11 protein-coding genes are annotated in these 14,818 nt (G+C 57.4%); 4 read left to right on the forward strand and 7 right to left on the reverse strand.

The features are described 5' to 3' along the window. Positions 1–11 precede the first annotated feature (11 nt). The 4 genes from asrC to ETEE_RS17080 all read right to left on the reverse strand — a co-directional run bounded on the left by asrC (position 12) and on the right by ETEE_RS17080 (position 5,137). Positions 12–1,019 (reverse strand): sulfite reductase subunit C, encoded by a 1,008-nt coding sequence (asrC, locus tag ETEE_RS17065; protein ID WP_034163414.1) that lies wholly within the window; start codon positions 1,017–1,019, stop codon positions 12–14. A gap of 11 nt (positions 1,020–1,030) precedes the next feature. Then, positions 1,031–1,849: an anaerobic sulfite reductase subunit AsrB gene (gene asrB / locus ETEE_RS17070; protein WP_034163413.1), complete on the reverse strand. Its 819-nt coding sequence runs from the start codon at positions 1,847–1,849 to the stop codon at positions 1,031–1,033. Next, on the reverse strand, positions 1,849–2,898 hold the full coding sequence (asrA, locus tag ETEE_RS17075; RefSeq protein ID WP_034163412.1) for an anaerobic sulfite reductase subunit AsrA: 1,050 nt from the start codon (positions 2,896–2,898) through the stop codon (positions 1,849–1,851). The genes asrB and asrA overlap by 1 nt, the downstream gene beginning before the upstream one ends. 274 nt (positions 2,899–3,172) lie before the next feature. Then, positions 3,173–5,137 (reverse strand): peptidase U32 family protein, encoded by a 1,965-nt coding sequence (locus ETEE_RS17080; RefSeq protein WP_034163411.1) that lies wholly within the window; start codon positions 5,135–5,137, stop codon positions 3,173–3,175. Positions 5,138–5,678: 541 nt separating this feature from the next. Between ETEE_RS17080 and ETEE_RS17085 the strand changes: the two genes are divergently transcribed. Both ETEE_RS17085 and uspE read left to right on the forward strand, forming a co-directional pair. Further along, positions 5,679–6,437, forward strand: coding sequence for an FNR family transcription factor (locus tag ETEE_RS17085; protein WP_012848584.1), 759 nt, complete (start codon positions 5,679–5,681; stop codon positions 6,435–6,437). Positions 6,438–6,626: 189 nt separating this feature from the next. After that, positions 6,627–7,586 carry a universal stress protein UspE gene (gene uspE / locus ETEE_RS17090; RefSeq protein WP_034163410.1) on the forward strand — a complete coding sequence of 320 codons (960 nt, stop codon included), beginning with the start codon at positions 6,627–6,629 and terminating at the stop codon, positions 7,584–7,586. 74 nt (positions 7,587–7,660) lie between these two features. Here uspE and pntB read toward each other — a convergent pair whose 3' ends face one another. Both pntB and pntA read right to left on the reverse strand, forming a co-directional pair. Next, a complete protein-coding gene (gene pntB / locus ETEE_RS17095) occupies positions 7,661–9,052 on the reverse strand; it encodes a Re/Si-specific NAD(P)(+) transhydrogenase subunit beta (RefSeq protein WP_034163409.1) in 1,392 nt (463 codons plus the stop codon). Positions 9,053–9,064: 12 nt separating this feature from the next. Then, a complete protein-coding gene (gene pntA / locus ETEE_RS17100; protein ID WP_034163408.1) occupies positions 9,065–10,591 on the reverse strand; it encodes a Re/Si-specific NAD(P)(+) transhydrogenase subunit alpha in 1,527 nt (508 codons plus the stop codon). A gap of 554 nt (positions 10,592–11,145) precedes the next feature. Here pntA and ydgH point away from each other — a divergent pair. Both ydgH and ETEE_RS17110 read left to right on the forward strand, forming a co-directional pair. Further along, a complete protein-coding gene (gene ydgH, locus ETEE_RS17105) occupies positions 11,146–12,096 on the forward strand; it encodes a DUF1471 family protein YdgH (protein WP_034163407.1) in 951 nt (316 codons plus the stop codon). A 242-nt stretch (positions 12,097–12,338) separates the two neighbouring features. Then, positions 12,339–13,730 carry an amino acid permease gene (locus ETEE_RS17110; protein WP_034163406.1) on the forward strand — a complete coding sequence of 464 codons (1,392 nt, stop codon included), beginning with the start codon at positions 12,339–12,341 and terminating at the stop codon, positions 13,728–13,730. 268 nt (positions 13,731–13,998) lie between these two features. Here the strand turns inward: ETEE_RS17110 and ETEE_RS17115 are convergent, their stop codons facing one another. After that, positions 13,999–14,400 (reverse strand): preprotein translocase subunit SecD family protein, encoded by a 402-nt coding sequence (locus ETEE_RS17115; protein WP_034163405.1) that lies wholly within the window; start codon positions 14,398–14,400, stop codon positions 13,999–14,001. Positions 14,401–14,818 lie beyond the last annotated feature (418 nt).

Genomic DNA, 14,818 nt, shown 5'->3' on the forward strand with positions numbered 1-14,818 from the left:
TCTTGGGCACGCTACACCGATTTCAGGTGGACGTTGCCGACGTAGGTGTCCTCTTGCCAATACATCCGTTCGGCGACCTGGGCGCCCGGATTCAGGGTGACGCCACGCAGCACCCGCTTTTTAAAGTCGCTGTAGCCGGCGCGATCGATCAGATGCCCCATATGCAGATACACCGGCGTGCCGTCCAGCATCTCGCGTTCAAATTCAAATATGTTGCCGATGACGGCCTGGATCACCTCTTCGGTGACCCAGTTAAGAAAGACTTTACCGACGCGCGGTGTCTTCTTACTGGTACGGCCGCCCAGGCGCACCTGGTACAGCTGCTCCGGACGCCGCTGCCAGGCCAGCGTTGGGCAGGCCAGCACGCACTCGCCGCAGCCGATGCACAGACTCTCCTGCTTGGTGGCCTTACCGTTCAGCAGGGAGAGGCAGTCGACGGCATGGTGTTTACAGGCGCGAACGCAGGCGCCGCAGCCGATGCAGCGCTCGGGGGTAAAGTTAATCCGGGCGACCCCCAGGATCCCCAGATCGGCCATGGTGGCCTTAGCGCAGTCGTTAGGGCAGCCGGCCAGCACCACCTTGAGATGATAGCGGCTGGGATAGATCAGCTTTTCCAGCCGCTGCGCCATGCCGGTGGTATCCGTATTGGCCTTTTGGCAGATGCGGTTGCCCTGACAGGCAACGATGTTACGCCCACCGATAGCCTGATAGCCGGCCTTCGGATCCTCGACCTCAATCCCGCAGGTTTCAATTTCAATCTCGCGGATAAAGGGCTCCAGTGCGGCGTTAACCTTGTCCATGTCCTCATAGCGAATACCGGGCATCGCCAATTTTTGGCGGGTCGTCAGGTGAATCAGCCCGTTGCCATACTCTTCGGCGATTTGCTGGGCTACGCTCAGCAGACGTGCGGGCAGGATCCCCCCGGGGATCCTGACGCTGACCATGGCCTCAGAGCGTACCTTGGAGAAACGGTATTCATTCAGCGCCCGAGCGCGGTAAATATCGACATCGATACTCATTATTGGCTCCTTCAGTCAACCATGGCGCGAGCGTCGGCATAGTTAAACACCGGCCCATCGACACAGATATAGACATCTCCCATGCGGCAGTGGCCGCACTTGCCGACAGAGCAGGCCATGCGACGCTCATAGTCGACCCAAATCTGCTCATCCCGCAGGCCATTTTCCTGCAGCATGGCGACCGTCGCCCGGATCATCACCGGCGGCCCGACCACGATGGCCTGGATCTCCTCCGGTGCGCTGAAGTCCAGGTACGGCAGATGGTCGGTCACCCGCCCCAGGTGATAATATTCGGCGATGGTGTCGCCCTCATCCAGGGTCAGGCACAGGTTGTGCCGGCTGCGCCAGAAGTCGAGCTCGCGTTTGTACAGGATGCTGTCCTGATTCTTATAGCCCAAGATCATATCCAGGCTTTTTACCTGCTGCGGATGCTCGCAAAAATGACGCATCAGCCCTTTTACCGGCGCTACGCCGGTGCCGCCGGCGACCACGATCAGGCGCTTATCGTAAAACTGGCTCAGGTCATAGCCGTTACCGTAGGCGCCGCGCAGCCAGACCTTATCGCCGATCTGCAGCGCAAACAGCGCATCGGTCACGTGCCCTACCCGGCGGATCAGCAGATCAACCCAGCCATCGCCATAGTCGGAAACGGATATCGGCGCCTCGCCGACCAGCGGCAGAGAGACCTCCACAAACTGGCCATAGTGCAGCGGAAAGTCGCAGGCAACGCGAAAGTTCCACTCCAGCGCCGTATGTTTCTCAATCTCCAGAATCGGGTATGCCGCCGGCAGCAGCACCTGGTGACGATGTTCACAGTTACCGTTACACATTATTCCTGCTCCTCCTGCAGCACCCGGGCGACTTCAGCACTCATCTTATTAATAATATTTGAAAATTTTATATACTGCGGGCAGCGATCGTCGCAGCGGCCGCAGCCGACGCACATATGCTCCCCCTCCTGGGCACGGGCGCGGTAGTCGTTGACCTTATGCAGTGCGCGGAAGCGCAGACGCTCGCTGACCTTGTCGCGGAAGTGGTGGCCACCGGCCATATCGGTAAATCCGGCCACCATACAGCTGGCCCACTGACGACGGCGCTCGCCGCGCTGTGGATTTTCGGCATAGGCGACATCGAAGAGGCTGTAGCAGGTACAGGTTGGGCAACCGGTGGTGCAGCGGCCGCAGCCGATGCAGCGGTGCTGGTAGTCATCCCACAGAGGACTCTGCTGTAGGATTTGGCGCACGCGCTTAGGGTCATCGCATACCTGGTCCGGGGTGACCACGTTCTCTGAGTTCTCGCTGACGAACCCAGCGCGGTAGTTACACGCCTGCCCCAGCCCGGAAAAGGCGGCCTCTAGCGCCGGATCGGTGATCTCGACGTTCACCCCCTGCTCATCAAAACGCATCGCGGCGCTGTAGCTGTCAGTTCGGTTGGTTCCCATGGAAACGCAGAAGCAGTTTTCAAAGCTGGATGCGCACTCCATCAGCACAAACTTGATGCTGTCGCGCACTAATGCGTAGCTGTAGTCGGCATTATTGCCGTTCTTCAGATACATATAGTCAAGGCGGCTCATGGCATTAATATCACAGGCGCGCGCCAGGATCAGACGTGGACGGCGATCGACATCGGCAATCTGAATCACATCGTTATCGAAGTGAAACAGTGTCTCGGTAATCGGGGATATAATCGTGCTGGGTGCCATATGGGACTTTTCCTGCCAGACAATATCCCGCCAGCGAGTCACCTCCTGGTAGACGATATTATCAGTATCAGAAAAGCGTCCGCCGCGATACTCCGCCACCGGCGCATAAACCCGGTAGTGGCTGCGCAGGCGCGTCAGCGCCGCGTCGGCGTCGGCTTCAGACAAACGAAGTGACATAATGACTTCTCCATGTTAATTGTATGGATTTTCTGAATATGAATATATAACGCCTGCGCGACGTCGACTTACGCGAAATGCGAATTAGCGATAAAGTAAAAAGAGGTAAATGAAATTTATCTTATGAAAACAATAAATTATTTTATTTTCGCGCGATGGCAGCGGTAGATAGACAGTCAGAAATGCAAGTCAGATCGCATTTTTGGCGGGAGATCTCTCCCGCCGAGGGGTAAATAAAATGAAAATAATTGGTTATTTTACGGATATTCCAGAATTATCTTTGCTTTCCTGGCAGCGTTTTTAGCAGCTCATCCGGTGTAATGGCGCCCAATACGCTCCCCGGCAGCGCCATTTTAAGCACGTGGGGTTTAATCTTGCCAATAACCTGCATTTCACAGTGTTTACAGTCAAACTTCAGCGTCAGTAGCTCATCCTGGTACACCAACTGCATCGGCGACGCCCTTCCCTTAACGCCCTGGCTCCCTTTCGCCTGCTTGGGGCAGAGGTTAAACGCAAAGCGTAGGCAGTGCTTGGTGATCATAACCGGAACCTCGCCCTTCTCCACGTGCGCCTCATAGGCGGCGTCGATCAGGGTGACGCCATGCCGGTGATAAAACTCACGGGCCAGTCGGTTATACACATTGTCCAGATAGGTCAGATGGCTCTGCGGATACTGCGGCGGCGGCGTCAGCGCGGCCCTGCGCCGCAGACGCTTGTCCTGGCAGGCCCGGGCCTGATCCAGCCGCTCGATGGCTTCGCGGCGCAGCTGGTTCAGCTGGCTGTTGGGGACAAAATAGGGCTCTGCCAGCGCAATCTCGACCTCATCGGCCTGATACAGGGTTTGTCCCAGCTTGCTTAGCCCCTCGCGCAGCCCCTGCAGCGCCCGCTCGGCCTGGCGCGCCGGTTCAAAGTGACCCGTCAGAGAGTGACTAACGCTGACGCCATCCTCACAGGTGAGCGTCAACTGCAGCCGCTGTGCCGAGCCGCTTAAACGCAGCTTCAGGCCGACGCGGCGCTCGCTGGAGCTCTTCAGCAGCGTCTGCTGCCAATCGTGGTCTAGGTTACGGTTCAGGGGATGGGGCAACCGCAGCGTAGCCAGCGCCGGCGGCATTTCGTTAGGCCAGATACGGTAGCGCCCCTCGCCCCGCGCCTCTACGGTATTGGCCCGCAGCCCGACGATATCTCGCTTCACCTGTACGTTCAGTCCATCGCCGTTGTGCAGCGCCTCGTGGACGCTGACATCCAGGTGCCCGGCGGCAACGGCGGCAACCTCACCGATGGGAACCCCGATAAATTTGGGCGACTCAAACGCGCCGATATCCATTTGTCGCTCACGCACAAAGTAGTCGGTGCTGCCGCGGTGAAAGGTCTTGTCCGGCGACGGCGTAAAAAAGTGACGGGTGCGGCCCAGGGAGGCGCGGCTCAGGTCTGGCCGCTGCTCCAGGATAGCGTCCAGGCGCTGGCGATAGTAGGCCGTGATGTTTTTCACATAGCTCATATCCTTGTAGCGCCCCTCAATCTTAAAGGAGCGCACGCCGGCATCGATCAGCGCCGTCAGGTTGTCGCTTTGGTCGTTATCCTTGAGCGACAGCAGATGCTTCTCATAGGCGACGACGCGCCCCTGCTCATCTTTCAGGGTATAGGGTAAACGACAGGCCTGGGAGCAGTCGCCGCGGTTAGCGCTGCGCCCGGTCTGGGCATGAGAGATATAGCACTGCCCGGAATAGGCTACGCACAGCGCGCCGTGGATGAAGAATTCGATATTGGCATCGATACTGTCGCGGATAGCGGCGATCTGCGGCAGGCTCAGCTCGCGGGCTAGCACGATCTGGGAGAAGCCGGCCAGGGATAGGAAACGGGCCTTCTCCACGCTGCGGATATCGCATTGGGTGCTGGCATGTAAATCGATGGGGGGAATGTCCATTTGCAGGATCCCCATGTCCTGCACGATCAGCGCATCCACGCCGGCGTCGTAGAGACGGTGGATCAGGCTGCGCGCTGGCTCCAGCTCATTATCGTGCAGTATGGTATTGAGCGTAACGAAGATTTTGGCGCCATAGCGGTGGGCAAAATCGCTCAGGGCGGCGATATCACTCAGGGAGTTACCGGCGTTATGGCGCGCGCCAAAGCTGGGTCCGCCGATATAAACCGCATCGGCGCCGTGCAGAATGGCCTCACGGCCGATGGCCGCCTCGCGGGCGGGACTGAGGAGTTCAAGCTTGTGTGTGGGTTGGCGCATGCGGTTACCGTGGTTAGTCTCTGAAACGGCGCTATTGTAGTCGCGCCGGACACAGTTACAAGGCTAGCGCTGTGAATTTCTTATCCGCGTCGCCCGCGCCGGCCGCCGTTAGGCTCACCGCTGCGCTATTTTTTCGGCGCCCCGGCGTGCTATTATAAACAAATTACTTACTTAAATGGCGCTGCGCCGCTTTATTTATTTGTGTGATTTTATTCTTGCCCGCGCTGTAATTTTTAATTTCCGCTCCGATCGTTCCCTCCGCGCCAAGCCCCGCGTCGTCTCGCTCTGCGCGTATTTTTACGCCGCCATCCCCGCCGTGGCTAACACGATATCAACAGGAAAAATCATAGCACTAACATAATTAATGGCGCTAACCATATTATCGTGACAATGTCACCAATAAATAATGTGCTATACATCACAGCTTATACACGAAACGTGCCTTAATTCGCATCCCCAAATCTGGATCAACAATAGGGTTTATTATCCCCCGTAAAAGATGTTAAAATTGACCGATATCAATATTATTTAGGCAACACCTATGATTCCGGAAAAACGTGTCATTCGCCGTATCCAGTCTGGTGGTTGTGCGATCCACTGTCAGGATTGCAGCATCAGCCAGCTGTGTATCCCGTTTACGCTTAATGAGCATGAGCTGGATCAGCTCGACAACATCATTGAGCGTAAAAAGCCGATTCAGAAAGGTCAGGCGCTGTTTAAGGCGGGGGATGAACTGAAGTCGCTGTACGCGATCCGCTCCGGAACCATTAAGAGTTATACCATCACCGAACAGGGTGACGAGCAGATCACGGCGTTTCACCTGGCGGGCGACCTGGTGGGGTTTGACGCCATCGGCGCGCAGATGCATCCCAGCTTTGCCCAGGCACTGGAAACCTCCATGGTGTGCGAGATCCCCTTTGAAACGCTGGACGACCTGTCCGGTAAAATGCCCAGTCTGCGTCAGCAGATGATGCGCCTGATGAGCGGCGAAATTAAGGGCGATCAGGACATGATCCTGCTGCTCTCCAAGAAGAATGCCGAAGAGCGTCTGGCCGCCTTTATCTATAACCTGTCGCGGCGCTTTGCCCAGCGGGGCTTCTCACCGCGTGAATTCCGCCTGACCATGACCCGCGGCGACATCGGGAATTATCTTGGCCTGACGGTAGAGACTATCAGCCGTCTGCTGGGACGCTTTCAGAAAAGCGATATTCTCAGCGTAAAGGGTAAATATATTACGATTCAAGATATTGATGCGTTGGCCCATCTGGCCGGTAATCCGCGTACGCCCTGCGGCGAATGAACGCCCGCTGCGAATAAAGAAGACGGCCTGCGGGCCGTTTTTTAGTGTCACCCTCCCTGCCCAGGCCTCCCTCGATTATATTTTCTGATTTGTTGCTCGTCGGCATTTTCCTTATCTATTCTATTGTATGGTGAATGGTGAAGTTCGCGTAAAAACACGTTAATGATGAGGCAGTAAAGGAGAGTCCATATGGCCCAATATCAGAAAATACTGGTGGCTATCGATCCGAACCAAAACGATCAGCCAGCGCTACGGCGCGCGGTATACCTGGTGCAGCGTAACGGCGGCCAGATCCTGGCATTTTTGCCTATCTACGATCTCTCCTACGAGATGACGACCCTGCTGTCGCCCAGCGAGCGGGTGACCATGCGCCAAGGCGTCGTCAGCCAGCGCACCGCCTGGATCCGCGAGCAGTGCCACTACTATCTTGAGGCGGGTATTTCCATTGAGATTAAGGTGATCTGGCATAATCGCCCGTTCGAGGCCATCATCCAGGAGGTGATCCGCGGCGGTCACGATCTGCTGCTGAAGATGGCTCACCAGCACGATCGGCTGGAGTCGGTCATTTTTACCCCCACCGACTGGCATCTGCTGCGCAAATGCCCCTGCCCGGTATGGATGGTGAAGGATCAGCCCTGGCCGGAGAATGGCGTGGCGCTGGTTGCGGTGAACCTCTCCAGCGAGGAGCCCTATCACGATCCGCTGAATATCAAGCTGGTACGGGAGACGCTGGCGCTGGCGGAGAAGGTGAACCAGACGGCGGTTCACCTGGTGGCGGCCTATCCGGTGACGCCGATCAATGCTGCTATCGAAATTCCAGACTTTGATCCGCGTATCTACAACGAGGCCATTCGCGGCCAGCATCTGGTCGCCATGAAGGCGCTGCGGCAGAAGTTTTCGATCCCAGAGACGCAGACCCACGTAGAGAAAGGACTGCCGGAGGATGTGATCCCCGCGGTCGCCGCCCGGCTCAATGCCGGCGTGGTGGTGCTCGGCACCCTGGGGCGCACCGGTATTTCCGCGGCGTTTATCGGCAATACGGCGGAACATGTGATCGATCATCTGAAATGCGACCTGCTGGCGATTAAGCCGGACGGCTACGCCTCGCCGCTGGAGGTGGACTGCGAAGATGAGCACGATGACGAGTAAGCCGACGGCACCTCGCCCTTAAATGAAAAAAGCGCCCCACATAGGGGCGCTTGCGTTTTCATCCCGACGACCCTTTACAGGGCGCGCAGGATGGCCTCGACGCTGTCTTTGGCATCGCCGAACAGCATCTGCGTATTTTCTTTAAAGAACAGCGGATTTTGCACCCCGGCATAGCCGGTATTCATGGAACGCTTGAACACGATGACGTTCTGAGCCTTCCATACTTCCAGCACCGGCATCCCGGCGATCGGGCTGCGCGGATCTTCCATGGCCGCCGGGTTGACCGTGTCATTGGCGCCGATCACCAGTACCGTATCGGTATCGGCGAAATCATCGTTGATCTCATCCATCTCCAGCACCACATCGTACGGTACCTTGGCCTCCGCCAGCAGGACGTTCATGTGACCGGGCAGGCGCCCCGCCACCGGGTGGATGCCAAAGCGCACTTTGATCCCGCGATCGCGCAGCTTCTGGGTGATTTCCGCGACCGGATACTGCGCCTGCGCGACGGCCATGCCATACCCCGGCGTGATGATCACGCTTGAGGAGTTCTTCAGCATGTCGGCCACCTCTTCCGCGCTGGCCTCGCGGTATTCACCCATTTCGCCCTCATCACCGGTGGATGAGCCGTCGGTGCCGAAGCCACCGGCGATCACGCTGATAAAGGAGCGGTTCATCGCTTTACACATGATGTAGGACAGAATGGCACCGGACGAACCGACCAGGGCGCCGGTTACGATCAGCAGATCGTTGCTCAGCATAAAGCCCGCCGCTGCTGCCGCCCAGCCGGAGTAGGAGTTCAGCATGGAAACCACCACCGGCATATCCGCGCCGCCGATAGAGGCCACCAAGTGCCAGCCAAAGGCCAGCGCGATGAGCGTCATCAGCAGCAGGGCAAACACCTGCGCCACGCTGGAGCCGGTATTGACGAACCACAGCATCAGCAGGAACGAGACGACCAGCGCCGCCAGATTCAGCTTATGGCGATGCGGCAGCATCAGCGGCTTGGATGAGATAATCCCGCGCAGCTTGCCAAAGGCGACGATAGAGCCGGTAAAGGTGACGGCCCCGATGAAGATCCCCAGGAACACCTCGACCAGGTGGATATTTTCCAGCACCGCTTCCATGCTGCCCGGCTGATGCTCGATGTAGCTGTTGTAGCCCACCAGAACCGCCGCCAGACCGACGAAGCTATGCAGAATAGCGACCAGCTCCGGCATTTCAGTCATCTCGACCTTACGCGCCAGATGCATGCCGATAGCGCCGCCGATCACCATCGCCACGATGATCCAACCGATGCTGCCGGCGTCGGGACCACAGATGGTAGCGATCAGCGCAATGGCCATACCGACCATGCCAAAGGTATTGCCCTGCTTGGACGTCTCGTGCTTGGAGAGCCCGGCCAGACTAAAAATAAACAGGATGGCGGCAACAATGTATGCTGCGGTGACTAATCCTCCAGACATTTGTTACCTCCCTCAGTTCTTACGAAACATTTTCAGCATGCGCTGGGTGACGGTGAAACCGCCGAAGATGTTGATACTGGCGATCAGCACCGCAATAAAGGCAAAGAACGTGATCCAACCGCCGTGCCCAATCTGCAGCAGCGCACCGACCACAATGATGCCGGAGATGGCGTTGGTGACCGACATCAGCGGCGTATGCAGCGCATGGCTGACGTTCCAGACCACGTAGTAGCCCACCACGCAGGAGAGCGCAAATACGGTGAAGTGCGATAGGAATTCCTTCGGCGCCACGCTGGCCATCCAGCCGAACAGCACGATGGCCAGGGCCATCAGCAGGTACTTCTTAAGCGGCGACGTCGGCTTGGCCACGGGGGCGGCTACCGGCTCTGCCTTGGCAGCCTGCGGCTGGGCGGAAACCTTGATCGGCGGCGCCGGCCAGGTAATCTCTCCCGTCCGCACCACGGTCACTCCGCGGATGATCACATCCTCAAAGTCCACGTTAAGGGTGCCATCTTTCTCTTTGCACAACAGCTTAAGCAGATTGACCAGGTTGGTGGCATACAGCTGGGATGACTGGGTCGGCAGACGGCTCGGCAGATCGGTATAGCCGATGATCTTGACGCCGTTTTCGGTGGTCACCACCCGATCCGCCTGCGTCAGCTCGCAGTTACCGCCGGTCTGCGCCGCCAGATCGACGATCACGCTGCCCGGCTTCATGGCGGCGACCATCTCTTTGGTGATCAGGCGCGGCGCCGGTTTCCCCGGGATCAGCGCCGTGGTGACGATGATATCCACCTCCTGCGCCTGGGCGGCGAACAGCGCCATCTCGGCCTTAATAAAGGCCTCCGACATCACTTTGGCATAGCCGTCGCCGCTGCCGGCCTCTTCTGCAAAGTCCAGCTCCAGAAACTCGGCGCCCATACTCTGCACCTGCTCTTTGACTTCTGGACGGGTATCGAAGGCGCGTACGATGGCGCCGAGGCTACCGGCAGCGCCGATGGCGGCCAGACCGGCAACGCCGGCGCCGATCACCATCACCTTCGCCGGCGGCACCTTACCCGCCGCCGTGATCTGACCGGTAAAGAAGCGGCCAAACTCATGAGCCGCCTCCACGATGGCCCGGTAGCCAGCGATGTTTGCCATGGAACTGAGGGCGTCCATCGACTGGGCGCGCGAAATACGCGGCACCGAATCCATCGCCATCACCGTGACCTGGCGCGCGGTCAGCTTCTCCAGCAGCGCCTGGTTCTGCGCCGGCCAGATGAAGCTTATCAGGGTAGCGCCAGCCTTAATGCGGGCAATTTCATCATCATCCGGCGCGTTGACCTTTAAAATCACGTCAGACTGCCAAACCTCGTCAAGTTCCACTACCTCGGCGCCGGCCTGCTGATAGGCGGCATCTTCAAAGCTGGCCAGTTTTCCTGCGCCGCTTTCGATAGCCACCGTGAAGCCCAGCTTTAGCAGCTGCTCTACCGTCTTCGGCGTCGCCGCTACGCGGGCTTCATTGGCCAACCGCTCTTTTGGTACACCAATACGCATAATCGTCCCTTTTCACCTGTCAATAAGATGAGCGTCATCCATACCCTGCGATGACCTTGTATGCTGTTAGCGAAAATTGCTGATAGCTTGCTATAAACTACTGAAAACAGGTGCGCCGATCCACTACTGATCGTCACGTCCGGTGCCAAAATCGGCAAAACTTTCGCATTTGTCATTGAGATAACCGCTAATGCCTGATTTACGGCTGTTTATGCCCCTGCCCACGCAAAGGATGCGGCGGTGTTTTAAAAAAGAAAACGCGAAATCAATTAATTATCAGCCGAGTTATCGCCGCAGGCAGAGAGGCTGTCCGGCAGCCAGGTGGATTGCCCATCCCCTCTCAGAGAAGATGGCAGCCGCTGCAATAACAGCGGACGAGCGCATTGATCGCATAAAATCCTGAGGCAAGGGGCAGCATTACGTGTAATAATCTGGCGCATTATTATGTGCTGTCATTGTCAATCGCGGCAAGGTTTGGCAAAAGCCGGACGCCCCGGTGTAGGCTTCTGCCGCTAACCAAAACAACCTTATAAGGCGTAAAGGATTTTTTTGATATGAAGCTGAAAACCACCCTCGTTGCGTCGGCCCTGCTCTCTGCCACGGCATTTTCTGTCCAGGCGGCCCAAGAACTCACGCCGCAAAAAGCCGCGGAGCTGAAGCCTTTCGAACAAATCGCCATCAGCGGGCGCTTCAATATGCTCAGCGAGGCGGCGGACGCCGTTTCTCGTCGGGCCGATCAGCTGGGCGCCGCCTATTTCTATATTCTGGATACCAACGCCAGCAACGACGGCGGCAACTGGCGCGTCGTGGCCAACGTCTATAAGAAAGATGCGGCAACCGTCGACAAGAGCCAAAGCTACCGTTACTTCCAGGGGGTTAAAGAGCTGCCGAAAGCAGAGGCCGTTGCGCTACAGCCTTTCGATACCGTGACTGTCAGCGGCTTCTTTAACAGTCAGCCAGAGGTCAATGACGCCGTCGCGCGCGCCGCCAAGAAGAAAGAGGCCGCGGCGTTTTACATCGTGCGTCAGATCGATACCAATAACGGTGGCAACCAGACGATCACCGCCTACGTCTTTAAAGCCGATGCGCCGAAGCGTCAGGTGCAGAGTCCCGATGCGATCCCCGCCGACTCTGACGCGGGTCGCGCGGCGCTGGCCGCCGGCGGTGCCGCGGCCGCCAACGTCGAGATCCCGGGCGTCGCCTCCTCCTCGACCCTGAGCAGCAACGTCGGTCAATTCTGGCAGACGCAGTCCTCTTCCGGTCACCGTTACACTGTAACATTACCGAACGGCACCAAAATCGAAGAGCTGAACAATGCCACCGCCGCCCAGATGGTTCCCTTTGACTCCATCACCTTTACCGGTCGTTTTAACAGCATGACCGATATGTCAACGGAAGCCGCCAAGCGTGCGGCGGCGAAGGGTGCCAAGTACTACCACATCACCCGCCAGTGGCAAAATCAGAGCGGCGGCAACCTGACCGTCAGCGCCGATCTGTTTAAATAAACGCCGGTTGTATGACGAACGGCCCTGCGGGGCCGTTTTTTTTTACGCTTTCCGCGGCCTAAGCCCGCTGTTTTTGAATAATTTTTTACTCAAATTGCATAGTATTCCATTGCGCGGCAGGCGCTCTCTTCGTACAATCGGCGCCACTTTTACCGGCCAGCCCCCGCTGAGCCCGTCATCGTCAGTTTTTACATCGTAGAAATGTAAAATATTGGTTAATTCATCTATTTTTGGATTTTGCCTTGGAAAAAAAACTCGGACTTACCGCCCTGACGGCGCTGGTATTGAGCTCCATGCTCGGCGCCGGCGTATTCAGCCTGCCGCAAAATATGGCGGATGTGGCAAGCCCTGCGGCTTTATTGATCGGCTGGGTAATTACCGGCGTCGGGATTCTGTTTCTGGCGCTGGCCATGCTGCTGTTGACCCGCTTACGTCCCGATCTGGACGGTGGTATCTTTACCTACGCCAAAGAGGGGTTCGGCGAGCTGGTGGGGTTTTGCTCGGCCTGGGGGTACTGGCTGTGCGCCGTGATCGCCAACGTCTCTTACCTGGTCATCGTGTTTGCCGCCCTGAGTTTTTTCACCGATTCGCCGCAGCAGACGCTGTTTGGCGATGGGAACACCTGGCAGGCGGTGATCGGCGAATCCATTCTGCTGTGGGTCGTGCACTTTATGGTGCTGCGCGGGGTTAAAACCGCGGCGGGGATCAACCTGGCCGCTACGCTGGCCAAGCTGCTGCCGCTCGGGCTGTTTGTGATCCTGGCCGCCATCGCCTTTCGTCTGGATACGTTTAAGATCGACTTTACCGGGCTGAAGATGGGCGTCCCGGTCTGGGAGCAGGTCAAGGACACCATGCTGTTTACCCTGTGGGTCTTTATTGGCGTGGAGGGCGCCGTCGTGGTCTCCGCCCGCGCCCGCCATAAGCGAGATGTGGGTCGGGCGACGATGCTGGCCGTCGTCTCCGCGCTGGTGGTCTATTTGCTGATAACCCTGCTCTCCCTCGGCGTGGTGCCGCGTGCCGAACTGGCGGAAATGCGCAACCCCTCCATGGCGGGACTGATGGTGAAGATGATCGGCCCGATTGGCGAAATCGTGATCGCCGGCGGACTGATTATCTCCGTCTGCGGCGCCTACCTGAGCTGGACTATCATGGCGGCAGAGGTGCCGTTCCTGGCCTCGCAGCACGGAGCCTTTCCGAAAATCTTTGGTAAGCAGAATGCCAAAGAAGCTCCGGCCTCTTCACTGTGGCTGACCAACGGCGCGGTGCAGGTGACGCTGATCATCATCTGGGCAACCGGCGCAAACTACAACAACCTGCTGACCATCGCCTCCGAGATGATCCTGGTTCCCTACTTCCTGGTCGGCGCCTTCCTGTATAAGGTCGCGCGGGAAAAAGGCGATCGCTGGATTACGCTGGCGGCCATCGGGGCCTGTGCCTATGGCCTGTGGTTGCTGTATGCCTCTGGACTGACGCACCTGCTGATGTCGGTGCTGCTGTATGCGCCGGGCCTGCTGGTCTTTATGCACGCGCGCCGCTCTCAGTGCGATCGCCAGCGGATGAGCCTGCTGGAGCGTAGCGGGATCTGCCTGCTTCTGATGGCAACCCTGCCCGCGGGATGGTTTATGCTGCACTGAGTGCGCCCCCCACGGCGAGGCCCGTGAGAGGTTTCAGAAGGCCGCAGCGCTATCCGCTGCGGCCTTTTTTATGTGTCGCGCTTGGGAGTGGTCTCTGGGCGGTCCGGCTCGGCAGGCGCTAGCCAATAAGCCGCCCCCTGCCGAGCCGAAGGAAAGAGACAAAAAAATCCGCACGCCCAGAGGGCGTGCGGATCCGTGTTTTCGCTTCGACGCGCACCACCGCGCCCTGCCTGAACGGTCATGGGACTGAGTGCGCTCTTTCCCGTCGCTACTTCAGCGCGATCAGCAGTCGTTCGCCACGCGGCTCGATGCGGACTGGAATCACGGACTGAGCGCGGATCGCGCTCAGCTGGGACTCTTCTAGCGCATAGGGCAGCTGGATTTCGATCTCCGGCAGCCCCTGATGGTTTACCAGCTCAATCAGGCGCAGGATATTGGTTTCATCGCTGACCTGGGTTGAGAGCACCTGCAGCGCTAGCTGACGAATGCGCGCGCTCTGGGTGCTGCGTTTGCTCTGCGCCGTGTCGCGGGTCACCATGCCGAACAGCGGCATCACCCCACAAATGGCATCGACGAAACGCCAGCGTTTATTACACGATGCGGACAGAAAATGCGTGTAGTCGAAACAAACCCGCTCTTGTTTTCCGACAGACCGATAAAGATCAGACATATTCCAGGCTCCCAATCGCATCACGCCAACGCTTAGAGCATCCATGGACAGCGTGGCTTTATTTCTGCGGTGTCGGACTATTATTCCAACTCGTTGCGGAGAGTTCAATATAAAGTTGGCGTCTCCTCTGGCGGAGACGGCAAACATACAAAATCCACCTCACAATTTAGCGATGGATTAACCTGGCGCGCTTTTTATTATCAGTAGCTTAACATTTATAAAAGCAAAAAATAAATGCAATTAACTGATTTTAATAATGTAATCCAATAGGCAAAATGTATTGCAGCGATAGGGAAAACTTTTTTAAAGAAATAACGACATATTCTCCACGCCTTGTTTATTTTTATTTACAAAATGAGAGATATTATAGTTATCCCCTTGGCGTAACCTTTTCTATCCTGTTTGTAACGATAAATAT

This window comes from Edwardsiella anguillarum ET080813 (genome assembly GCF_000264765.2).
In the GTDB taxonomy this organism is placed as follows: domain Bacteria; phylum Pseudomonadota; class Gammaproteobacteria; order Enterobacterales; family Enterobacteriaceae; genus Edwardsiella; species Edwardsiella anguillarum.